Annotated in this window: 16 protein-coding genes and 1 tRNA gene; 11 read left to right on the top strand and 6 right to left on the bottom strand. The window is 72.3% G+C overall.

Annotated elements, in window-relative coordinates:
• Positions 1 to 157: 157 nt before the first annotated feature.
• Complete coding sequence (locus OP86_RS21175; RefSeq protein ID WP_030060788.1) at positions 158 to 2,875, bottom strand: penicillin acylase family protein; 2,718 nt, start codon at positions 2,873 to 2,875, stop codon at positions 158 to 160.
• A 239-nt stretch (positions 2,876 to 3,114) separates the two neighbouring features.
• Here OP86_RS21175 and OP86_RS21170 point away from each other — a divergent pair, with 239 nt between their 5' ends.
• The 5 genes from OP86_RS21170 to mscL all read left to right on the top strand — a co-directional run bounded on the left by OP86_RS21170 (position 3,115) and on the right by mscL (position 7,807).
• Positions 3,115 to 4,599 carry a potassium/proton antiporter gene (locus OP86_RS21170; RefSeq protein ID WP_030260020.1) on the top strand — a complete coding sequence of 495 codons (1,485 nt, stop codon included), beginning with the start codon at positions 3,115 to 3,117 and terminating at the stop codon, positions 4,597 to 4,599.
• A gap of 303 nt (positions 4,600 to 4,902) precedes the next feature.
• Positions 4,903 to 6,306, top strand: a complete 1,404-nt coding sequence (locus OP86_RS21165; RefSeq protein ID WP_234435070.1) for an MFS transporter — start codon at positions 4,903 to 4,905, stop codon at positions 6,304 to 6,306.
• Positions 6,307 to 6,477: 171 nt separating this feature from the next.
• Entirely contained in the window at positions 6,478 to 6,774 is a 297-nt protein-coding gene (locus OP86_RS21160; RefSeq protein WP_030260024.1) for an FmdB family zinc ribbon protein, read from the top strand.
• A gap of 310 nt (positions 6,775 to 7,084) precedes the next feature.
• A complete protein-coding gene (locus OP86_RS21155) occupies positions 7,085 to 7,357 on the top strand; it encodes a hypothetical protein (protein ID WP_030260027.1) in 273 nt (90 codons plus the stop codon).
• Between the two features lie 30 nt (positions 7,358 to 7,387).
• The gene (gene mscL, locus OP86_RS21150) at positions 7,388 to 7,807 is read left to right on the top strand and encodes a large conductance mechanosensitive channel protein MscL (protein ID WP_030060791.1); all 420 of its coding nucleotides are present in this window, start codon (positions 7,388 to 7,390) and stop codon (positions 7,805 to 7,807) included.
• 51 nt (positions 7,808 to 7,858) lie between these two features.
• Here mscL and OP86_RS21145 read toward each other — a convergent pair whose 3' ends face one another.
• Together OP86_RS21145 and OP86_RS21140 are read right to left on the bottom strand one after the other, a co-directional pair.
• Positions 7,859 to 8,101: a hypothetical protein gene (locus tag OP86_RS21145; protein WP_030060792.1), complete on the bottom strand. Its 243-nt coding sequence runs from the start codon at positions 8,099 to 8,101 to the stop codon at positions 7,859 to 7,861.
• Between the two features lie 130 nt (positions 8,102 to 8,231).
• On the bottom strand, positions 8,232 to 9,203 hold the full coding sequence (locus OP86_RS21140; protein ID WP_030060793.1) for a sigma-70 family RNA polymerase sigma factor: 972 nt from the start codon (positions 9,201 to 9,203) through the stop codon (positions 8,232 to 8,234).
• Between the two features lie 421 nt (positions 9,204 to 9,624).
• On the opposite strand from OP86_RS21140, the gene OP86_RS21135 reads away from it, so the two are divergent.
• Together OP86_RS21135 and OP86_RS21130 are read left to right on the top strand one after the other, a co-directional pair.
• Entirely contained in the window at positions 9,625 to 10,527 is a 903-nt protein-coding gene (locus tag OP86_RS21135; protein WP_078589346.1) for a phosphatase PAP2 family protein, read from the top strand.
• Between the two features lie 42 nt (positions 10,528 to 10,569).
• Positions 10,570 to 11,457: a carbon-nitrogen hydrolase family protein gene (locus OP86_RS21130; RefSeq protein WP_199815232.1), complete on the top strand. Its 888-nt coding sequence runs from the start codon at positions 10,570 to 10,572 to the stop codon at positions 11,455 to 11,457.
• Between the two features lie 51 nt (positions 11,458 to 11,508).
• Here the strand turns inward: OP86_RS21130 and OP86_RS21125 are convergent, their stop codons facing one another.
• Positions 11,509 to 13,977 (bottom strand): FtsX-like permease family protein, encoded by a 2,469-nt coding sequence (locus OP86_RS21125; RefSeq protein ID WP_030260034.1) that lies wholly within the window; start codon positions 13,975 to 13,977, stop codon positions 11,509 to 11,511.
• A gap of 312 nt (positions 13,978 to 14,289) precedes the next feature.
• A tRNA-Arg gene (locus OP86_RS21120) sits at positions 14,290 to 14,362 on the bottom strand.
• Between the two features lie 187 nt (positions 14,363 to 14,549).
• Between OP86_RS21120 and OP86_RS33005 the strand changes: the two genes are divergently transcribed.
• Positions 14,550 to 16,085: a glycosyltransferase family 39 protein gene (locus tag OP86_RS33005; protein ID WP_078589349.1), complete on the top strand. Its 1,536-nt coding sequence runs from the start codon at positions 14,550 to 14,552 to the stop codon at positions 16,083 to 16,085.
• A 125-nt stretch (positions 16,086 to 16,210) separates the two neighbouring features.
• On the opposite strand, the gene OP86_RS39230 is transcribed toward OP86_RS33005, so the two are convergent.
• Positions 16,211 to 17,320: a D-alanyl-D-alanine carboxypeptidase family protein gene (locus OP86_RS39230; RefSeq protein WP_425337764.1), complete on the bottom strand. Its 1,110-nt coding sequence runs from the start codon at positions 17,318 to 17,320 to the stop codon at positions 16,211 to 16,213.
• A gap of 1,621 nt (positions 17,321 to 18,941) precedes the next feature.
• Between OP86_RS39230 and OP86_RS21105 the strand changes: the two genes are divergently transcribed.
• From OP86_RS21105 to OP86_RS21095, 3 genes are all read left to right on the top strand, one after another.
• Positions 18,942 to 19,682 (top strand): GOLPH3/VPS74 family protein, encoded by a 741-nt coding sequence (locus tag OP86_RS21105; RefSeq protein ID WP_030260041.1) that lies wholly within the window; start codon positions 18,942 to 18,944, stop codon positions 19,680 to 19,682.
• A 495-nt stretch (positions 19,683 to 20,177) separates the two neighbouring features.
• Positions 20,178 to 21,041 (top strand): helix-turn-helix domain-containing protein, encoded by an 864-nt coding sequence (locus OP86_RS21100; protein WP_030060803.1) that lies wholly within the window; start codon positions 20,178 to 20,180, stop codon positions 21,039 to 21,041.
• Entirely contained in the window at positions 21,041 to 21,250 is a 210-nt protein-coding gene (locus OP86_RS21095) for a DUF397 domain-containing protein (RefSeq protein ID WP_030060804.1), read from the top strand. The genes OP86_RS21100 and OP86_RS21095 overlap by 1 nt, the downstream gene beginning before the upstream one ends.
• Positions 21,251 to 21,273 lie beyond the last annotated feature (23 nt).

The following is a 21,273-nucleotide window of genomic DNA, read 5'->3' as shown; positions in this document are numbered from 1 at the left end:
GCGCCGGTGCCGAAAGGGAGAAGCGACCAGCGAGGCACGAGCGCCGGAGCGCCGACCGTCGGCACCGGGTCAGAGCGCCCCGGAGGCGAGCGGGCGAGTAACAGTGCGGCCCCGTTCCTTGGGGGGAACGGGGCCGCCGTGGGTGAACCTACGAACGTCAGCCGGTGGTCAGCACCAGCTTGTGCTTGGTCGCCTTCTCGACCGCGTCCGGGCCGTACGCCCAGGTCAGCAGCTTGCCCTTGAGCCAGAGGTCGGTCTGGTCGTTGTAGTTGGCGTGGAAGGCGTGGCCGGAGGCGCCGCCGACGTTGATCCAGCGCGAGGAGTCCAGGTCGTTCAGGTCGACCACCATCCGCATCGACGGGATCCAGTCCACCTGGTAGCCGGCCGCCGCGTTCCAGCCGGCCGCGTCGACGGCCGCCGAGCCGCCGGAGAGCCGGTATGGGCCGCGGTTGAGCAGCTTGTGGAGCACGGGGGAGGCGATCGAGGAGTCGTCGGTGCCGAGGGTCTGCTCACGCAGCTCCAGCTTGTGCAGCCGGCCCCAGCTCCAGGTGGAGATGTCCTTGCTGAGCAGCGAGGTCAGCTCCTGGCGGGCGTTCTTCATCGCCTCCTTGAGGAGGTTGTCCAGGCCCTTCTGCACGGTGTGCTGGGAGTCGATGTACGTCCACCACGAGCTGTCGGGCTTGTCCAGCTGTGCGCGCACCACCTCGGTCCAGCGGTCGCCGCCGTCCGGCTGGGCCTTGCCCGGGTCGCGGGTGCCGCACTCGGTGACGATCTTGGTGGTGCTGTCCGGCTTGGTCGGGTCGTCCTGCTGGCGGACCAGCAGGCAGTTGTCCTTGGCCCGGAGGTCGGCCGGGAACTTCTGGCCGAAGGCGAGGGTGAGCAGCTGGCGCCAGACGCCGTTGTAGTAGGCGGCGGCGGCCGAGTCGGCGTCCTGGTGGTAGTTCCAGTCCTTCAGCAGGTCCTGCGCCTGGCGCACGTACGGGTCGTCGATCTGCTGCTTGAGCAGCAGCGGGACGAGCGTCTTGGCCATCACGTTGGTGTTGTCCAGCTGCAGGGTCTGCATGTCGTCCGGCGAGATCTTGCCGTTGTTCTTGAGCAGGCCCTCGATCTGGTCGGTGATCTCCTTGGCGCGGGTGCCGTACTCCCAGTCCTTGGTCAGGCTGTACTTGTAGCTCGGGTCGACCACGGCCTGGTTGGCGGTGACGATGTAGCCGGAGGCCGGGTTGAGGCTCCACGGCAGCGCGGTGAAGGGGATCGAGCTCTTCCACTGGTAGGCGGAGTCCCAGCCGAGGGCCGGGTAGGTGCCGTCGCCCTTGCCGCGGACCGGGATGTCGCCCGGGGCCTGGTAGCCGATGTTCTTGGCGTCGGCGTAGATCAGGTTCTGCGCGGGGACGGCGAAGTCCTTGGCGGCGGCGCGGAACTCGTCCCAGTTCTTGGCCTTGTCCAGCTCGAAGACGGCGTCCATGGTCTTGCCGGGGTTGAGCGCCGTCCACTGCAGGGCGACGCCGTAGCCGCCGGTGCCGCGGTCGGGGGCGGAGGTGCCGTTGGGGGCGTACTTGCCGACGTTCTGCTGCTCGTTGCTCTGGTCGGAGATGAGCGGGGCGCCGGTCTGGGTGGTGCGGACGGTGATGGTGTGGTCGTCCCCGCCGGCGACCTTGATGGTCTCCTTGCGGAGGTCGAACTTCACGTCCTTGCCGTCGACCTGGTAGCTGTCCGGGCCGGTGACCTTCTCCAGGAAGAGGTCGGTGACGTCGGCGCCGAGGTTGGTGAAGCCCCAGGCGACGTCCTTGTTGTGGCCGATCACCACGCCGGGCATGCCCGCGAAGGTGAAGCCGGAGACGTCGAACTGGCAGGCCGGGGAGGCCGTCCGGCAGTGCAGGCCCATCTGGTACCAGACCGAGGGCAGGCCGGGGCCGAGGTGCGGGTCGTTGGCCAGCAGCGGCTTGCCGGTGGTGGTGTGGTTCCCGGCGACCACCCAGGAGTTGGAGCCGATGCCCTGGCCGGGGCGGCCGAGCAGCTGCGGCATCCCGTCGATCCGGTCGGTGAGGCCCTGCAGCAGCGCCTTGGTGGTGGCCGCGCCCTGGGCGGTGGCGGTGCCGTTGCCCGCGCCGGGCTGCGGGGAGCCGTCGGCGGGACGGTAGGCGTCACCGTTGACGGTGCCGGTCTTCACGATGGTGCCGTTGCGGGAGTACGGGTAGTCCGGGTACAGCTCGGCGATCTTGTCCGGGCCGAAGTCCTGGGTCAGCAGCGAGCGGTCGATCTCCTCCTGGAGGTTCCCGGAGAGGTTCCAGGCCATCGCCTTGAGCCAGGCCACCGAGTCGACCGGGCTCCACTGCTCGGGCTGGTAGCCGCTGTTGACGGCGCCGAGCAGGGCGTACTCCAGCGAGGCCTTCTCGCCGCCGGGGTGCTCGGAGAGCCAGGCGTTCACGCCGTCCGAGTAGGCCTGCAGGTACTTCTTGGTCTCCGGCGACAGCTTGGTGTCGTACTCCTTCTGCGCCACCTGCCGCCAGCCCATGGTCCGGATGAAGGTGTCGGTGTCGACCTGGCCGTCGCCGAACATCTCGGAGAGCCGGCCGGCGGTGATGTGCCGTCGGACGTCCATCTCCCAGAAGCGGTCCTGCGCCTGGACGTAGCCCTGGGCGCGGAACAGGTCCTCGGGGGTGTCGGCGTACAGCTGCGGGATGCCGTTGGCGTCCCGCTTCACGTCGACCGGCGCGCTCAGGCCCGCCACCTTGACGCTGCCGTCCACCTCCGGAAAGGAGGCGCGGACCGCGGTGACCCCGCGGTAGCCGCCGTAGCCGACGCCGGCCACCAGCAGCACGACCAGCACGATCACGAACAGACGGGCGCGCCGGAACTTCTTCGAGCGGGGCATCTGGGTCCTTGCGGTCCTGACTTCGGGGCGGGCGGGCGTGTCCAGGGCCTGGGGCCGTGACAGGGCACCACATTAGGCCGAGTCCGCCGGGCACTGTGAACGGGGGACCAAGCTAAAGATATGGCAAAATGTTAGACTGAGTAACGATCCGCAAGAGGAGCATTGACGCCTTCTTAACGGGTCGGCCCACAGCACCACCAGACACCCCGTCCGTCTTTGCCTGCCCGAGGTGCCCCTGCGTGAACGTCTCCCACCTGAACCAGCTCCTCCTCGAAGCCTCCGTGATCCTGCTCTTCGCGGTGGTCGCCGTACGGATCTCCACCCGATCAGGGCTGCCCAGCCTGCTGATCTATCTGGGGATCGGCGTGGCGCTGGGCCAGAACGGGATCGGCGTCACCTTCAACAACGCCGAGCTGACCCAGGTGATCGGGTACGCGGCACTGGTGGTGATCCTGGCCGAGGGCGGCCTCAAGACCAGTTGGCGCGAGATCAAGCCGGTGATGCCGGCGGCCACCGTGCTCGCCACCGTCGGCGTCGGCGTCAGCGTCTTCGCCACCGCGGCCGGCGCGCACTGGCTGGTCGGCCTGGACTGGCGGACCTCGCTGCTGCTCGGCGCGATAGTTTCCTCGACCGACGCGGCCGCCGTCTTCTCGGTGCTGCGGATGGTCCCGCTGCCGCACCGGCTCACCGGCCTGCTGGAGGCCGAGTCCGGCTTCAACGACGCGCCCGTGGTCATCCTCGTCGTCGCCTTCGCCACCGCCGGGGAGCTGGACCCCTGGTACGTCATGATCGGCACGATCCTCGCCGAGCTGGCGATCGGCGCCGCGGTCGGCTTCGCCGTCGGCAAGCTCGGCGCCTTCGGGATCAAGCACGTCGCGCTGCCCTCCTCGGGCCTGTACCCGATCGCCGTGATGGCGCTCACCGTGCTCGCCTACGCGGGCGGCGCGCTGCTGCACGGCTCGGGCTTCCTCGCCGTCTACATCAGCGCGGTGATCCTCGGGAACTCCAAGCTGCCGCACGGGCCCGCCGTCCGCGGCTTCGCCGACGGGCTGGCGTGGATCGGCCAGATCGGCATGTTCGTCCTGCTCGGCCTGCTCTGCACGCCCGCGACCATGGGCTCCTCGGTGGTGCCGGCGCTGGTGATCGGCGGCGTGCTGGTGTTCCTGGCCCGGCCGCTGTCGGTGGTGGTCTCGCTGACCCCGTTCAAGGTGCCGGCCCGCGAGCAGGCCCTGCTGAGCTGGGCCGGACTGCGCGGGGCGGTGCCCATCGTGCTGGCCACCATCCCGGTGGTGTCCGGCGCCCACAAGGCCGCGGACGTCTTCAACATCGTCTTCATCCTGGTCGTCGTCTTCACCCTGCTCCAGGGGCCGACCCTGCCGTGGGTGGCCAAGTGGCTGCGGATCGGCGAGGGCGCGATGGGCCAGGACCTCGGCATCGAGTCCGCCCCGCTGGAGAAGCTGCACGGACACCTGCTGTCGGTCGCGCTCTCCCCCACCTCCAGGATGTCCGGCGTGGAGATCGGCGAGCTGCGGCTGCCCAAGGGCGCGGCCGTCACCCTGGTCGTGCGCGAGGGCAGCTCCTTCGTGCCGGACAAGGCGACGGTGCTGCGGGCCGGGGACGAGCTGCTGGTGGTCACCACGGACGAGGTCGGCGAGGCGGCGGAACGGCGGCTGCGGGCCGTGGACAGGGGCGGCAAGCTCGCGGGGTGGCTCGACGGGCGGTGAGCCCGGAGGCCTGCGAAATGGCGGAGCGGTGAGCCCGTAGCCCTGCGAAATGGGGTGGACTGGCGGAATCTACGCGCGTAACTGTATGCTGGTTCGACCACGCCGTATAACCACCGCTAGAACACCCCCAGCATCTGCCTGACGCAGAGTTGGCGCGACCGCTCGGCGGCCGCGGTACGGACCCCGGCAACCACGCCTGGCCGACCCGGTATCTACCCCGGTCGACGCGCGAGAGGACGACTCTCGGCGCGTCGGGGCCACCCCATGCCCTGCCGCGCTACCAGGCAGCAGGAAGGACCGACCGTGACGGCCCGCCGAACGGTCGATACCTCCGCGGACACCGCGGACACCACCGCAGCCCAGACCCCCGCCCGCGTCGGGTACGGCGAGCTGCTGCGCACCCCCGGGGCCTGGACCTTCCTGTCCCCCGCCCTCGTCGCCCGACTGCCGTACGCGATGCTCAGCATGGGCATCCTGCTGCTCGTCACCCAGACCCACGGCTCGTACGGAACCGCCGGTACGGTCACCGCCGTCGCCGCCGTCGCCCAGGCCCTGATCGGGCCGCAGACCGGGCGGCTCGCCGACCGCTACGGGCAGGCCGCGGTGCTCGTCCCGACCGTCCTGGTGCACGCGGCCTCGGTCGCCGCGCTGATCGCGCTGGCGCTCGGCCACGCGCCGGCCTGGAGCCTGTTCCTGGCCGCCGTCCCGGCCGGTGCGAGCGTGCCCCAGATCGGCGCGATGGTCCGGGCCCGCTGGGTGGGCCGGTTCACCGCGGACGGCCCGTCCGAGACCTCCGCGGCCCGGGTGAGCACCGCCTTCGCCTTCGAGTCCGTGACGGACGAGTTCACCTTCGTGATCGGCCCGATCCTGGCCTCCGGCATCGCCGCCCTCGCCAACCCGGCGACCGCCCTGGTCGCCGAGGCCGCGCTGACCCTCGTCGGCGGCCTGGCCTTCGCCGCCCAGCGGCGCACCGCCCCCGCCCGGATCGTGCCGCAGCCCGGCACCAAGCGCGCCTCGGCGCTCGCCTCCCCGGGCGTGCGGCTGCTGGCCGGGACCTTCCTCGGCGTCGGCGCGGTCTTCGGCGGCATGCAGGTCTCGGTGAACGCCTTCGCCGACTCGGTCGGTCAGCACGACGCCGGCGGCACCGTGTACGGGATCTTCGCGGGCGGCTCGATGCTGGCCGGCGTGCTGTACGGCGTGATCGCCTGGCGGCGGCCCGTGCAGCAGCGGATGCTGATGAGCTACACGCTGCTGGTGCTGGGCTGCTCGACGCTGTGGGCGATGCCGAACCTGGTCGCGCTCACCGTCGCCGGGCTGGTCTGCGGTCTGGCCATCGCGCCGACCCTGATCAGCGGCTACACCCTGGTCGAGACGCTGGTCGCGGACGGCGCCAAGACGGAGGCCTTCACCTGGCTGACCGGCGCCATCGGGCTGGGGCTGGCGGTCGGCTCGATGGCCGCGGGGAAGCTGATCGACGGGCACGGGCCGTCCACCGGGTTCCTGGTGCCGGTGATCGGCGCCGGCCTGGGGCTGGTCGTGCTGGCCTCGCTGCGGCACCTGCTGGTGGCGCCGGGGGCCGGCTCGGGCACCGGCTCGGACTCGGCTACTGGTGCTGGCACTGGTTCGGGCTCGGGCACTGGCTCGGGCTCGGGCTCGGGCTCGGCCGGCTTCGCGGAGCGCGAGCTGGTGGGGGCGGCCAAGGGCTGAGCGGGCGGCGGTCCGACGGCCGGGCCCGGGGCGAACCGGGGCCGGCCCGGGGGCGAACCGAGGCCGAACCGGGGCCGATGTCACATCGGAGTCGCTGGACTGATCCCGCGGAATGCCGCATCATTGACCATCGTTAGCACTCATCAGGCGAGAGTGCCAGGAGGAAGACAAGTGCCCACGTACCAGTACCAGTGCACCGAGTGCGGCAACGGCCTGGAGGCGGTGCAGAAGTTCACCGACGAGGCGCTGACCACGTGCCCCGACTGCCAGGGACGGCTTCGCAAGGTCTTCTCGGCCGTGGGTGTCGTGTTCAAGGGTTCCGGTTTCTACCGGACCGACAGCCGCTCCTCCTCCAGCAGCTCGGTGGGCTCCGGATCGTCGTCGACCACCTCGACGCCGTCCACCCCGCCCGCCGCGTCCGGCAGCGGCTCCTCGGCGCCGTCCAGCCCGGCTCCGGCCGCGAGCTGATCCGGGCGCCGGATTCGACCGGACGCCCAGCAGACCTCGGAAAGGCCCGTCGGCCCCGCTTCACGCGGGGCGGCGGGCCTTTTCGCTTTCCGTGGTGGTGGCGCTCCGGCCCCGCTCCGGCCCCCGTCCTGCCCTGCTTTCGTCAACTTGGGTAGAGCCGACCCACTCGCGTGAGTGTACGAATTTGTCCACAGGGGCGGGGTTATCCACAGGCTGGGGAAAGGGGCTTTCCGACGTCGGCCGGACCGCGCAAGGTGTGGGTCAGCCGGTCCACCGGGGCCGGCCGCCCGACCGATCCGGAGGTGCGTCGATGACGACCGTGAGCTTCTCCGTCCCGCTGCCCGCGCCCACCGTGCCGCCCCGGCAGGAGGTGCCCAGCTTCCCGCCGATCCGGCGCGGCTGCGGCGGGTGGCACCGCTGGCGCAGCGCGGTCCGGCGGCGGGCCGGGGTGCCCGTGCTGGTCCTGCTCGCGGTGGCGGCGGCGCTCGCGTTCGGGCCCGCGCGAGCCGGGCTGCCGCCGCCCGCCGGGGGCGCGATGGGCCGGACGGGTTGTCAGTCCGAGGCTGCGGAAGATCACCCGTAACCCCGGAACGACTTCGTCGTTCGAGGCGGCATGAAGGGCTTCAAGGAATTCCTGCTGCGTGGAAATGTCGTCGAACTCGCCGTCGCCGTGGTCATCGGCGCGGCATTCACCAACATCGTCAACGCCTTCGTCAAGGGCGTGATCAATCCGATCGTCGGCGTCTTCGGATCGAAGGACCTGGCCTCCTACAGTTCCTGCCTCAAGGGGCCCTGCGAGGTCGGCCCGACCGGTGAGGCCACGTCCGGCATCCTCATCCTGTGGGGGTCGGTGCTCAGCGCCGCCCTGCAGTTCCTGATCACCGCGGGGGTCGTCTACTTCGTTCTGATCGTGCCCATGAACAGGTTGGCGGCCCGCCGCAAGTCCGTCGCCGAGGTGGCGGCGGAGGCCGAGGCCACGGAGGTCCAACTGCCCACCGAGATCCGCGACGCGCTGGTCGTGCCGCTGCGCTGACCGTCCCCGCTCACGTCCCGCCCCCGTTCGCCGCTCGCTCCCGGCTCTGGCTCAACCCCCGTGGTGCGGCGGGCGCTGGCTCAGGTACCAGTCCAGCCCCCGCCCACTGCCCGCCCCGGGGCCGTCGCCCCAGCCGGCGTCGGTGTCGTCCCGGGACTGCTGGTCCAGCGGGTCCCGGAAGACCAGCCGGGCCTTGGCTCCGGGCTTCTCCTGCGGGGCCCGGTCCTGCTCCGGTCCCTGCTCGCCCGGTCCCTGCTCGTTCTGTTCCTGCTCGTTCTGTTCCTGCTCGCTCACCCTGTCCACTCCGTCCACTCCGCCTCGTCCTGTCCCTCCAGCCTAAGAGCCCCGTGGCACGCCCCGGGCCCTGGTGCGGAGCGCTCCGCATCAGGGCCCGGGTGGGGCTCGGCAAACCGTCGGCCGACCGTCAGGCGGCTTCGAAGCCCGCGTGGTCGGCGATCTTCTTCAGCTCGGCCAGCGCGTGCTTCTCGATCTGGCGGATCCGCTCGCGGGTGAGGCCGTGCTGCTTGCCCACCTCGGTGAGGGTGCGCTCGCGGCCGTCCTCCATCCCGTAGCGGGAGCGGATGATCGAGGCCGTGCGGTCGTCCAACCGCCCGATCAGGTCGTCCAGTTCCTCGCGGCGAAGCATCACCATCACGGCGTCCTCGGGGGACGTCGCGCCGGTGTCCTCGACCAGGTCGCCGAACTGCGTCTCGCCCTCGTCATCCACCGACATGTTGAGGCTGACCGGATCCCGCGCCCAGTCCAGCACGTCCTTGATCCGGGCCTCGGTGGTGTCCAACTCGGCCGCGATCTCGGCCGGCTCGGGCTCGCGGCCCAGCTCCTTGGACTTCTCCCGCTGCACCCGCCGGATCCGCCCCAGCTCCTCCACCAGGTGCACGGGCAGCCGGATGGTGCGGGACTGGTCGGCGATGGACCGGGTGATCGCCTGCCGGATCCACCACGTCGCGTACGTGGAGAACTTGAAGCCCTTCGCGTAGTCGAACTTCTCGACGGCGCGCACCAGGCCCGCGTTGCCCTCCTGGATGAGGTCCAGCAGCGGGAGGCCGCTGCGCGGGTAGCGGCGGGCGACCGCGACGACGAGGCGGAGGTTGGAACGGATGAAGACGTCCTTGGCGCGATCGGCGTCGGCGGCTATCGCCTCCAACTCCTCGCGCGAGCTGCCGTCGGGGAGTTCGCCCTCGTCCAGCAGATGCTGGGCGTACACGCCGGCCTCGATCCGCAGCGAGAGCTCGACCTCCTCGGCGGCATCGAGCAGGGGCGTCCTGGCGATCTCGTCGAGGTACATGCCGACCAGGTCGCGGTCGGCCTCATAGTTGGTCGGGCGGGCCGCGCGAGTCCGGTCGGCCCTGTCGCGAACGACGGCACGGGTGGCCATGCTTGCTCCCTTTGCTGGTGTTGCCGAGGTCTGCCTGCCTGCCATGAGGGCAAGAAATGCGGGCCCATGGGGCTCACACGTAACGATCCAACGAACAGAATCCGGACAACATTCCCAAGTCACTCCGATTCTTCCCCGTGATGCAGTATCCGGCCGGTTTTCACACCGACTTTGGACGCTCGGTGACCACTCCGGCACGTTCCGCACCCTGGGGCGACCGCTCGGGGAGCGAATTCTTCACTCGACCCACACGCGGACGCCGCCCACCCGTTGAACCCGTGAACGGCCGCCCGCGTTCCCGCGCACCCCGCCTTTGCGCCCGCGCCCACGCTCCGGCGCACGCAGGACCTCCCCACAAAAGATGCCAAATCGCTATCGACCCACGTCCTGATCGGTGCAGGACACTGGGAAGGTGTCAGCCATGCACCTGACCAACAGCACGACCTTCGTCACTGCGCGTAACCGCAGTCTCCTTCGGGACGCAACGCTCGCGTTGGGCTGTGCCGCGCTGTTCGGCCTCCTGTCGGCTCTGGTGACGAGCCACTGGCGGCCGCTGGACCGCTTCGACCAGGGGTGGATCGGCGAACTGCACACCTACGCCCGGGGGCACCGGGCGTGGACGGCCGCCGTGCAGACGTTCTCCGACATCGGCGGCACCGTCACGATGCGTACTCTCCTCGGCATCGCGGCCGTCTGGCTCTGGTTGATCGGCGCGCGGGTGCTGGCCGGCTGGGTGGCCGCCCAGACCCTGGTCGGCTGGGGCGCCCTGTGGGCCCTGAAGCTGGCCTTCGACCGCCAGCGGCCCGCCTTCACCGACCGGGTCTCGCACGCCGGCGGCCCGGCCTTCCCCTCCGGGCACGCCATGGCCTCGGCGATCACCTGCGCCGTCCTGGTCGGCCTGCTCTGGTACCGGGTCCACCGGCGCGGCCGGACCACCGCCTGCGCGGTGGCGGCGGCGACGGTACTGACCATCGGCTGGACCAGAGTCGCCCTCGGCGTGCACTGGCCCACCGACGTGCTGGCCGGCTGGTTGGCCGCCGGAATCGTGCTGGGCGCCGTCACCGCCGTGATCGAGCTCTGGCGCCCCGGCGCACTGGCCCGCGACGTACGGCGGGTCAACTGGCGCACCAGGCCGAGGGTCCAGCGGGTCATCGTGCCCTCCGTGCGACCGCCCGCCACCGCCGCCGAGCCGCTGGGCGACGACGCCTTCGACGAGGCCGCCTTCGACGAGGCCGCCCTGCGCGCGGCCGACCTGGACGCGGCCGACCTCGACGAGGCCGCACTGGACGCGGCCGCCGACCGGCCCGACGAGACCGTCCGCTGACGCCCGGTCACCGGATCGGGGCCGTCCGCTAGCGTGACGGCCGTGTCCACTGACCCTGTTCTCGCCGCCGCCCCTGCCGAATACCCCGAGCGATACCCCGAGCGTCCACTGCGGATCGCCACCGTCCAGGCCCAGGCCGTGGCCGGCGACATACCCGCCAACGCCGCCCAGGCCGCCGAGTTGATCCGCGAGGCCGCCGCGGCCGGCGCCCGCCTGGTGCTCTTCACCGAGAAGTTCCTCTCCGGCTACGAGCCCGAGCTGATCCGCACCGACCCGCTCAAGTACGCCGTCCAGCCCGGCGATCCGCGCCTCGCCCCGATCGCCGACGCCTGCCGCGAGACCGGCACCGCCGCCGTCGTCGGCGCCGCCGTCCAGGACGGTGCCGACCTGCGGGTCTCCGCGCTCGTCCTCGGCCCGGACGGCGGCTTCGTCACCCGCTACGACAAGCAGCACCTCTTCAAGAGCGAACGCGACTACTACCGCCCCGGTACGGCCGGTTGCACCGTGGAACTGGACGGCTGGCGACTCGGAATCGGCGTCTGCTACGACTCCGGCTTCCCCGAGCACGCCCGCGCCGCCGCCCTCGACGGCTGCCACGCCTACCTGGTCGGCGCCCTGTTCAGCATGGGCCACGGCCACCACGAGTCCCGCACCTGGTTCCCCGCCCGCGCGCTCGACAACACCCTCTACACGGTGCTCGCCAACCACATCGGCCACACCGGCGGTTGGCACACCTGCGGCGGCAGCGCGGTCTGGGGCCCGGACGGCCGCCTGATCGCCGAGGCGAGCGAGGACCGGCGCGAGGTCGTCGTCGTCGACCTCGACCCGGCCGTCCTGCGCACCACCCGCGAGACCGAGACCCTGCTCGCCGACCTCGCCCTCGCCGCCGCACGCCCGACCGAGCCGCGCGCCCTCTTCAAGCTGGGCTGAACGTCAAGCTGGGCTGAAGTTCAAGCTGGGCTGAACCGGCCGTACCGCGCATCAGGTGGCCCGCATGGCCGCCACCGCGGTCATCCGGCCGACCCGGCGGGCGGGGAGGACGGCGGCGGCCAGGCCGGTCAGCACCGTCAGGGCCAAGGCCGCGAGCACCAGCAGGACCGGCGGGCCGCCCACCGTTCCGACCGTCGAGGTGACCGAGCGGGCGGCGGCCCAGCCGTAGCCGATGCCGAGGGTGGTGCCGACCAGGGCGGCGGCCAGGGAGAGCAGGACGGCCTCCAGGGTGAGCATCCGGCGCAGCTGGCGGCGTGACATCCCGATGGCGCGCAGCATGCCGATCTCGCGGGAGCGTTCGCTGATGCTGAGCATCAGGGTGGCCGCGACGCCGAGGCCGGCGATGGCGACGGAGAAGGACAGCAGGGCCATGCTGACGGTGGTCAGCCGGTCCAGCAGGGAGCGCAGGCTGTCCGCCTGTGCGGCGGTGTCGGTGACGGTCACCTGGGGGTGGTCGGCGAGGGCGCGGTCCAGGGCCCGGCGGGCGGTCGGGCGGTCCTCGCCGGCGGCCGGGGTGATCCACACCGTGGTGACGGGCGCGCCGGGGGCGAGGCGGTCCAGGGTCGCCGGGGTCACCAGCAGGGTCGCGCCGCTCTGCAGGGTGAACGGCAGGCTGCTGCGGCCGGGTTCGAGCCGCAGCTCGATGCCGCCGGCCCGGCGTGCCCCGTTCTCGCCGAGTCCGCTCAGCGCGGCGCCGTCGGCGAGCGCCCGGGCCCGGTCCACGCCGTCCGTCGAGGGGTTGAGCCGGGTGGGGTCGGCGGCCGCGACCAGGGTGGGCCGACCGTCCAGGTCGACGGTGGCCGACCGGACCGGGGTGACGGTCAGGCCGGGTTCGGCCCCGAGCGAGCCGAGCGCCCCGGCGGGCAGTTCGCCGCCGCCGGTGGTGGTCGCCGAGAAGACCCCGGGCTGACGCGCGGACACCACCGGGACGAGCGAGCCGGAGGTGACCTCCAGCGCGGTGACCGCGCCGACCATGACGGTGACGCCGAGCAGCAGCGCCGAGCCGGTCGCCCCGGTGCGGCCCGGGTTGAGCCGCAGCTGCTGGGTGGCGAGCCGTGCGGCCGTGCCGCCGAGCCGCCGGGCGGGCCGGCCCAGCAGGCCGACGACCGCGGGCAGCACCCGGTCGGCGAGCCGCAGCACGCCGAAGAAGCTGGCGATCGCCCCGAGCGTGACCGCGAGCAGCGAGAGCGGCGGCGGCGCCACCGCACCGGCCACCAGCAGCGCCGTCCCGGCGAGCAGCAGCCCCGAGATCCACACCGCGGCCCGCACCGTGGCCGCCCCGTCGGCCGGCGCGGGCGTGCCGCCGAGCGCGGCGACCGGCGGCACGGCCGCCGCGGCCTTCGCCGGGCCGCGGACGGCCAGCAGGGTGAGCAGGACGCCGAACAGTCCGGCCAGGGCGCAGGTGAGCGGGGACGGCATCAGGGACAGGTGCACCGGCCCGAGGTCGAGCGTGCCGGCCACCGCCGTCCCGACCGCGCCGAGGAGGACGCCCAGCAGCACGCCCGCCGCCGAGGCACCGGCTCCGAGCAGGAGGCCCTGGCGGCGGATCAGTCGTCGCAGCTGCTGCCGGTCGGCGCCCACGCAGCGCAGCAGGGCGAGTTGGCGGGTGCGCTGGGCCAGCATCACGGAGAAGGTGTTGCCGACGACCATCCGCGCCACGGCGAGCGCGATCAGGACGAAGGAGAGCGAGGCGATCAGCACGACCCCGTAGAGGGTGCCGCTCTGCCGGGTCGCCTCGCGGACCGAGGCCTCGCGGGTGTGCACCTCGACGCCGGTGCCGAGCGCGGCCCGCAGGGCCTCGACGGTGCCGGTGCGGGAGGCGTCCGGGCCGACCCGGACGTCGAGCCGGGCGACGGTGACGCCGGTGGCGTACTGCGCGACCGCGCCCGCCGGGACGCCGATGACCGGGCGTCCGGCGAACCTCGGCGCGCCCCGCCCGTCCAGGGTGCCGACCAGACGGGCGGTGGCGGCGGTGCCGTCGGCCCGGGCCAGGCGCACCTCGGCGCCGGGGGCGGCGTCGAGCCGGTGCGCGGTGTCGGTGTCCAGCAGCACCTCGCCGGGGCCGGCCGGCCACCGGCCGTCCCGCAGCAGCTGCCAGCGCAGCGCCGGGTCCTCGGCGACGGCGCTGACCACGGCCGTCCGGTCGAGCGGGCGCCCGTCGGCGGACAGGACCCCGCCGGTGCCGGTCAGCCGCGGCGCCACCGCCGCCACCCCGGCGGTCCCGCGGGCCCGCTCGACGGCGGCCGCGTCCGGCCCGCCGCCCGCGGCCGTGCCGGTCACCTGGATGTCGCCGGGGCCGACCTCGGCCGCCGCGGTCTGGCTGAAGGAGTCCACCAGCGCCCCGCTGCCGCTGACGGAGGCGATCAGGAAGGCCACCCCCAGAGCGATCGCGGCGCCGCTCAGGAGCAGTTGGCGCAGTTGGCCGCGCAGCTCGGCCACGGTGTATCGGTACGTCGTCATCGTTTCCCCGGCTCGTCCGCCCTGACCGGGCACGACGCACTGGCAGGGACTGCTCCGAGCCTAGGAACCCCGGCCGTCGCAACCGTCAACACGAGGTCGCTTCCATGATCACTCCGTGGACGGACCACCGCCCCCGCCGCCTCCTCCCGGAGGGGTACGCCGCCCCTGAGACGGGCCCGCCCCGGGGAGCGCCCGGGGCGGCAGCCCGGAAGCGCGCGGGCGGCCACCCCGACAGGGCGCGGACGGCCGCCCCGGAAACGGCAGCAGGCCCCCGCCCGGATTGGGCGGGGGCCTGCGACCTGCGTGTTCTCGTGCCCCAGACAGGAATCGAACCTGCGACACCGGCTTTAGGAGAGCCGTGCTCTATCCCCTGAGCTACTGAGGCGTGGCCGGGCTGTGCCGAGGCCGTTCACAGCGTACCGGATCGGGCGTGGGGAGGGGGCTGGCGGACGGGGGTGCGGGTGCCGACGGGGTGTCAGCACGGGTCAAGTAGCCTGCCCGGAAGCGTTTCGACCCGCCCTGGCCCACTCCGGACCACCCTGGCATTCCGCGTGAAGGAGACGAAGGACCCGATGAGACCTGCGGTACGCCCGGTCGTCCGGCTGTTGGGGCAGGTGTGGTGGTGGCCCGCGGTGGTGATGCTGGCCGTGGGCGGGTACCGGCTGGGGACGCCGGACCTGTGGCGGGACGAGATAGCGACCTCGACGGTGGCCACCCGTTCGCTGGGCGACCTGCTGCGGCTGCTCCAGCACATCGACGCCAGCAACGGCGCGTACTACCTGCTGATGCACGGCTGGACCGCGGTGTTCGGCGACTCGACGGTGGCCCTGCGAATACCGTCCGTGCTGGCCATGGCGGGGGCGGCCGCGTTCGTGGCGCTCACCGCCCGGCGGCTGTTCGACAGCCGGGTGGCGGCGGTCGGTGCGGGCCTGCTGTTCGCGGTGCCGCCGGAGGTCTCCCGGTACGCCCAGGAGGCGCGCTCGTACGCGCTGGTCACCTGCGCGATCGCGGCCGCCGCGTACTTCCTGCTGCGGGCGCTGGAGCGGCCGACCTGGCGCCGCTGGGCGCCGTACTGCGTGGCGATGACGCTGGCGGGCGCGGGGCACCTGATCTCGTTCAGCACGGTGGCCGGGCAGGCCGCCCTGGTGGCGCTGCACCTGTGGCGCACCCGGTCGGCGGCGGACCGGCGGCTGCTGTGGCAGTACCCGCTGGCGGTCACGGTGGCGGCCCTGCCGGTGCTCCCGGTGGTGCTGCTCGGCAGCCGGCAGTCGGACCGGCAGCTGGGCTGGATCCCCACCCCGTCCTTCCGCGGCCTGGTCTGGTTCGGCGAGCACCTGCTCGGTTCGGAATGGGTGTTCTACGCCTTCGTCCTGCTGGCGCTCCCGGCCCTGGCGCTGCCCGGCCGGCGGCTGCAGGCCTGGCAGGTGCTGCTGCTCGCCGAGGTGCCGGTGGTGAGCGTCTGGCTGGTGTCGCGGCTGAGCGACACCTCGTACTTCATCGACCGGTACCTGCTGTTCACGGTGCCCGCCTGGGCGGTGCTGGCCGGGGCCGGGGTCGGTGCGGTGTACGGCGCGGTCGCGGCCCTCGCGGGACGCGGCCTGGCGCCCCGCCGGGCCGGCGCGGTGGCCGGGCTGCTGGCGGTGGGCCTGCTCGCCGCACCGGCCGTGGCCGCGCTGCCGAAGCAGCCCGCGGTGCGGTACGTGGGCTCGCACAACGGCTCGGAGGAGCCGTTCAAGGCGGCGGCCCGGACGATAGCGTCCGGGTACCGCTCCGGGGACGGTCTGGCGGCGCCGCTGGGCGACCAGTCCTGGGCGATGGTCTGGCCGGGCGTCAGCCACTACCTGCCGTCGGGCGTCCACCCGTACCCGGTGTTCGTCGCGCAGAGCGCCGACGACGCGGAGGACCTGTCGCCGACGCCCTGCCCGCAGCCGGAGGCCTGTGTGGGCTCGGTGTCGCGGATCTGGCTGCTGGTCCTCGGTGACACCGCCGACCCGCTGGCCGCCATGCCGTCGGACGAGGCGGAGGTGCTCCGCACCCAGTACGGCGACCCGGACCAGGTGACGCCGCTCGGCGGGTTCACGCTCGCGCTGCTCGACCGCGACACGTAGGCACGCGGGCGGGCCGGCGCGCGGGCCCGCGGACAGGGCCGAAACGTCGAAGGGGAGCCGGTGCGGACCGGCTCCCCTTCGACGTTCAGCAGCTCAGCAGTTCAGCGGCTCAGCAGCTCGGCGGTTCACAGCACGCGCAGCAGCCGGGACTGGATGGACGCCGGCTTGAGGTCGGACTGGAGGGCCACCTTGACCTCCGCCTTGTTCTCCCCCGCGCCGACGCGCAGCACGCCGACCTCCTTGCCGGCCTGCTCGTCGTGGCCGATCTTCGCCGCGTCCAGGCTGATCGTGCCGGAGATGCCGGGGAAGCCGGCCACCACCAGGTCCTTGGTCGCGACGAGTGCGACCTTGCCGCCGAGCCCGTCGTCCACCGAGCCGACGACGTCGCCCTTCTTGACCACGGTCTGGCCGGTGAGGCCGTTCTGCGCGGCCTGGATCTGCTTGCCGCTGACCTTCAGCACGGTCGACAGGATGTCCTCGCCCTTGTTGGGCCCCGTGGCCGGCTGACCCAGGGTGACGCCGAGGATCAGCCGCCGCACCCCGTCGATCTCCTTGTACGCGGCCCACATCAGGCAGCCGCCGGCCGGGGTGCTGGAACCGGTCTTGACGCCGATGACCCCGCTCTTCGGGTTGATCAGGGTGTTGGTGTTGGAGATCTTCACGTTGTTGAAGTTGGTCTCCGGGCTGGAGACGATCTGCCGGAAGATCTCGTCCTGCATGACCTGCTCGGCCAGCTTCAGCTGGTCCTTGGCGGTGGACTTGGTGTCCGCGTTGTAGCCCGCCGGGTCGGCGTAGATGGTGTTGGCCATGCCGAACTTGGCCGCGGTGTCGTTCATCTCCTTGACGAACGCGTCCTCGGAGCCGGAGTGGAACCGGGCGAGCAGCCGGGCCACGTTGTTGGCCGAGGGCAGCATCAGCAGTTCCAGCGCCTGGTACTCGGTGATGACCTGGTTCTCGGTGAGCGTCACCCGGGACTCGTCGAGGTTGCCGGACTCCTGCGCGGCCTGCTTGTCGACGGTGATCTTCGGGCCGCTCTCCCCCTTCTTCAGCGGGTACTTCTGCAGGATCAGGTAGGCGTTCATCACCTTGGTGACGCTGGCGATCGAGGCCGGCGTCTCCTGGCCCGAGCCGCCGAGGCTGCCGACGCCGACCACCTCGGCGGCGGACTGGCCCTTGGCCGGCCAGGCGAGGTCGAGCTGGTCGCCGCTGAAGCTGTAGCTGCCCGCGGCGGTCATCTTCACCGTGGCGTCCGGCAGCGGGCGCAGCAGCTGGGCCACCACGACCGCACCGAGCACCACGGCGAGGAAGACCGTCCAGATGGTCGCCCGCTTGAGGGCGCGGCGCAGCGGCGAGACCGGGCGGGCGTTGAGGGCGGCCAGGACCTCCATCGCCTCGGCGGTGTTCTCCGGCGAGGGCAGTGGCTCCGGAGCCGGCATCGGCTCGGGCCGGGGCAGCGGCGGGACCGGCGGCATCGGCCGTGGGTCCGGCTCGGGCAGCGGCTTCGGACCGGGCGTCGGCTCGGGAACGGGCCGGGGCTTCGGTCGCGGCTCGGGCTCGGGCTCGGGGTTCGGGACGGGGTCCGGCTCGGGCAGCGGGCGCGGCTCCGGGGGCTCGGGCACGGTGTCGGCCGCCGGGGCGGCGGGCACGCGCGGCGGCTCGGGCGCCTTCGACTTCTCCGGCTTCTCCGGCTTCTCCGGCTTCTCGGCCTGGCCCGACTTCCGGCCAGGCTGACCGGTCGTGGTCAGCGTGGCGGCCTCGGCATCCTCGGCGGAAGAGTCCTCGGCGGAGTCGGCCTCGCTGTCCTTCTTGTTCTTCTTATCCCTCTTGTCCGCGCCGTCTCCGGCCTGCTCGACCGTCTCGGTCTTCTCAGCGCGTTCGGCCTTCTCGGCCTTCTCGACCTTGTCGGCCTTCTCGACCTTGTCGGCCTTCTCGACCTTGTCGGCCTTCTCGACCTTCTCGGCCACCGCGCCCTCGGGCTCGGCAGCCTCGGAGCCGGAGTCCCCGGGCGCCTTCCCGGGCGCCTTCCCGGCCGTCTTCGCCACGGCCTCCCCCGCCACCGCCGCGGCCGTCCGCATGGTGAGACGCGGGTCGGCGCCGGACGGGCGGCGCTCGGTGGACTCCTTCGCCCCGCCGGTCGCCGACGGAGTCTCCTCCTTCTTGCCCTCACCACCCGAACTCCCGCCAGCGGCAGGCTTCACGAGCCCCTCGGGCAGCCGCAGCGCGGTGGTCCTGTTGTCCACCGGCAGCCGCAGCATCGTCGTCTTGCTGTCCACATCCCGGACGCGTAGCTGTACGGTCGAGCCGCCCTTGGCCCCCGCCGCCGGGGCGTCGGCGGACGCCTTCGCGGGCTTCTCGCCGCTGGTCTCCGCGGAGTCGTCCGGGGAGGTCTCGGCAGCGGTGTCCGGAGAGGTTCCTGCCGTCGCCCCGGCGGACCTGACCGATGTGTCCGACTCGGCCGACGTGTCCGACTCGGCCGCAGCCGCCGTGTCGGTCCGTTCGCGTTCCCGGTCCTGCTCCCGCTCGCCGTCCCTCAGCACCCTGTCGGGGGACTCGCCCACGTATCCCAACCTCCTCAACGCCCGGCGGGGCATCGGCGAACCCGATTTCGGGAAGCCGACGCCCCGCCCCGTGTATCCGTACAGTCTCCGCCACCGACGGCCGATCCGACCGCGCACACCCCGCCCGACCGGCGGGTATTGCCATCGCACGGACGTACTGCGGCCTGTTCACCGGTCAGACGCCGGGCCTGCAGCCGCCGGTTCCGCGCCTTCAGCGCAAGGTCACGATTCGGAGGCGTACTCGACAAGCCCGTGTGAGAGGCGTCACCCTGTCTCTCATCCACGCGGGGAGGCTTGGATGGGCAAGAGCCGCAGAACTGTTCCCGAGGAACTCTTGCTGCTCGCCTTGGACCCGACCACGGGTACCACGGCGCAGCCGCAGACCCTCGACCTCGGACTTGCCGGGGCGCAGCTCGTCGAGCTGTCCCTGGCCGGACGGATCGTACCGGAGGGAGACCGGATCGCCGTCGTACTCGCACGACCGACCGGTGACCCGACCCTTGACCACGCACTGGAACTGCTGCGCCGACGCGGCAGCCCGGTCCGCGCGGCGCACTGGATCGGCGGGCCCCGGCTGGGGCTGCGGCAGACGTACCTGGCGCACCTGGAGCGCTGCGGCATGGTCACGGCCGTGCCGGGCCAGGTGTGCGGGGTGCTGCCGACGATCCGGTACCAGGCGTCCGACGACTGCACCAACGCCGCGATCAAGCAACGGCTGGACACCGCGATCCGCACCGGTGTGCCGCCGGACCCGCGGACGGCCGCACTCGCTGCGCTCGCGCACTCGGTGGGGCTGGGCAAGCACCTGTACCCGGGCAACGAGGGCCGGTCCTCGCGGTCCCGGCTGCGCGACCTGATCCGGTACGACCCGCTCGGCGGGATGGTCGCGCACGCCGTGATGGACGTGCAGAACGGCCTTCCGGCGCAGCAGAACCGTTCCGCCCAGGGCTCCGGGACGGCCACCGGCCGCTCCGGCAGCCGTACGGCGGGGCGTGGTTCGGGCGGGCGGGTCCCCGCCTCCCGGGTCGGCGTCCGATGACCGGACCGGGCCGACGAAAGGCCGGGCCGATGACCGGCGCACTCCGTCTCGCCCGCGCCTCCCGGAGGCGCTGAGCGACCCGACGCACCACCGGAAGAAACGGCACCACCCGTAGCACCCGCACCACCCGCACCACCCGTAGCACCGAGGGGCGGTCGCCCCGCGACGCAAGTCGCCCGGCGACCGCCCCTCTGCCGTCCCCGGAAGCCCGCAGCAGCCCGTCCCCGCACGTGCCGGGGGCACCTGCGCGGTACTCCCGGGGGCACCTGTCGCACTGTCAGTCCGAGTCACCGAGCTGCATTACCACCTGGGGGCTTTCGCTGTCTCGCGGAAGCGCTTTTCCGATGATCTGTTCTACCGCGCTGCTGTGATTCCCCGGCGCCGACCTGGCCCAAGGTGACATGCTGCTCCGAGTCAGGGGGGTTGGTCCCAATGTCCGAAGTGTTCCAAGGGCTGCCGTTCCAACGAACACCAGAGGTCCGGCCGGAGGTCGAAGTGTCCGCCAACGTCAATCCCACCGTGCGTCGCCGACGCCTCGGCTCCGAGCTCCGCAAACTCCGCGAGGGCCTCGGCATGACGGCGGAGGAGGTCGCCGGCCGGCTGATGGTCTCCCAGTCGAAGATCAGCCGGCTGGAGAACGGCCGCCGCAGCATCAGCCAGCGGGACGTGCGCGACCTCTGCGACGTGTACAACGTGGCCGACGACCAGATGCGCTCCAGCCTGATGGAGATGGCCAAGGAGTCGCGCCAGCGCGGCTGGTGGCACGACTTCAACGACATGCCGACCCCGTACAGCGTCTACATCGGGCTGGAGGCCGAGGCCTCCTCGATCCGCGCGTACGAGTCCTCGTTCGTCCCGGGCCTGCTGCAGACCGAGCAGTACGCCCAGGCCGTGGTCGAGGGCACCCAGCCGGACACCGACGCCGTCGCCGTGCAACGCCGGGTGCAGGTCCGGATGAAGCGCCAGGAGCGCGTCCACGGCGAGAACCAGCTGGGCAGCCTGTGGACCGTCATAGACGAGGCGGTGCTGCGCCGTGAGGTCGGCAGCAAGGAGGTGATGTCCCGGCAGCTGCGGCAGATGCTGGAGCTGAGCCTGCGCCCGAACATCACCATCCAGGTGATCCCGTTCTCACACGGCGCCCACCCCGGCATGACCGGGACATTCTCCCTGCTGGAGTTCCCGGAGTCAGCCGATTCTACGGTTGTCTACTTCGAAGGTGTGACGAGCGATCTCTACCTGGAGAAGGAGGCCGATGTGCGCCGCTATACCGGTCTCTACGACTACCTGAGAGCGGCCGCACTCGGTGTCGCGGAGAGCCGGTCGCTGATAGCCGACATCGAAAAGGAACTGCACGAATAATGATCACCCCACCCGAGTACGGAACCCGCTGGCGGAAGAGCAGTCACAGCGGCGGCCAGGGCGCCTGTGTGGAGGTCGCCGTCCCCGGCGCGGGGGAGGTGGCCGTCCGGGACTCCAAGGACCCCAGGGGCCCGCAGCTGTCCTTCTCGACCGAGGCCTGGAACGCCTTCGCCTCCGCCGCCGCCTCGGGCGCCTTCGGCAGCCCCTGAACCGAAGCGGGTCCCGTACTCGG

The sequence above is a fragment of the Streptomyces novaecaesareae genome (genome assembly GCF_000716875.1).
Taxonomy (GTDB): Bacteria; Actinomycetota; Actinomycetes; order Streptomycetales; family Streptomycetaceae; genus Kitasatospora; species Kitasatospora novaecaesareae.
This window is presented reverse-complemented; position numbering and strand designations above follow the sequence as displayed.

What these genes read in the sequence shown, in the direction of transcription:
- OP86_RS21175 (WP_030060788.1), bottom strand. Translation starts at nt 2,875, where the DNA reads ATGCCCCGCTCGAAGAAGTTCCGGCGCGCCCGTCTGTTCGTGATCGTG.
- OP86_RS21155 (WP_030260027.1), top strand. Translation starts at nt 7,085, where the DNA reads ATGACGACCGTGAGCTTCTCCGTCCCGCTGCCCGCGCCCACCGTGCCG.
- mscL (WP_030060791.1), top strand. Translation starts at nt 7,388, where the DNA reads ATGAAGGGCTTCAAGGAATTCCTGCTGCGTGGAAATGTCGTCGAACTC.
- OP86_RS21140 (WP_030060793.1), bottom strand. Translation starts at nt 9,203, where the DNA reads ATGGCCACCCGTGCCGTCGTTCGCGACAGGGCCGACCGGACTCGCGCG.
- OP86_RS21135 (WP_078589346.1), top strand. Translation starts at nt 9,625, where the DNA reads ATGCACCTGACCAACAGCACGACCTTCGTCACTGCGCGTAACCGCAGT.
- OP86_RS21125 (WP_030260034.1), bottom strand. Translation starts at nt 13,977, where the DNA reads ATGACGACGTACCGATACACCGTGGCCGAGCTGCGCGGCCAACTGCGC.
- OP86_RS33005 (WP_078589349.1), top strand. Translation starts at nt 14,550, where the DNA reads ATGAGACCTGCGGTACGCCCGGTCGTCCGGCTGTTGGGGCAGGTGTGG.
- OP86_RS39230 (WP_425337764.1), bottom strand. Translation starts at nt 17,320, where the DNA reads ATGACCGCCGCGGGCAGCTACAGCTTCAGCGGCGACCAGCTCGACCTC.
- OP86_RS21105 (WP_030260041.1), top strand. Translation starts at nt 18,942, where the DNA reads ATGGGCAAGAGCCGCAGAACTGTTCCCGAGGAACTCTTGCTGCTCGCC.
- OP86_RS21095 (WP_030060804.1), top strand. Translation starts at nt 21,041, where the DNA reads ATGATCACCCCACCCGAGTACGGAACCCGCTGGCGGAAGAGCAGTCAC.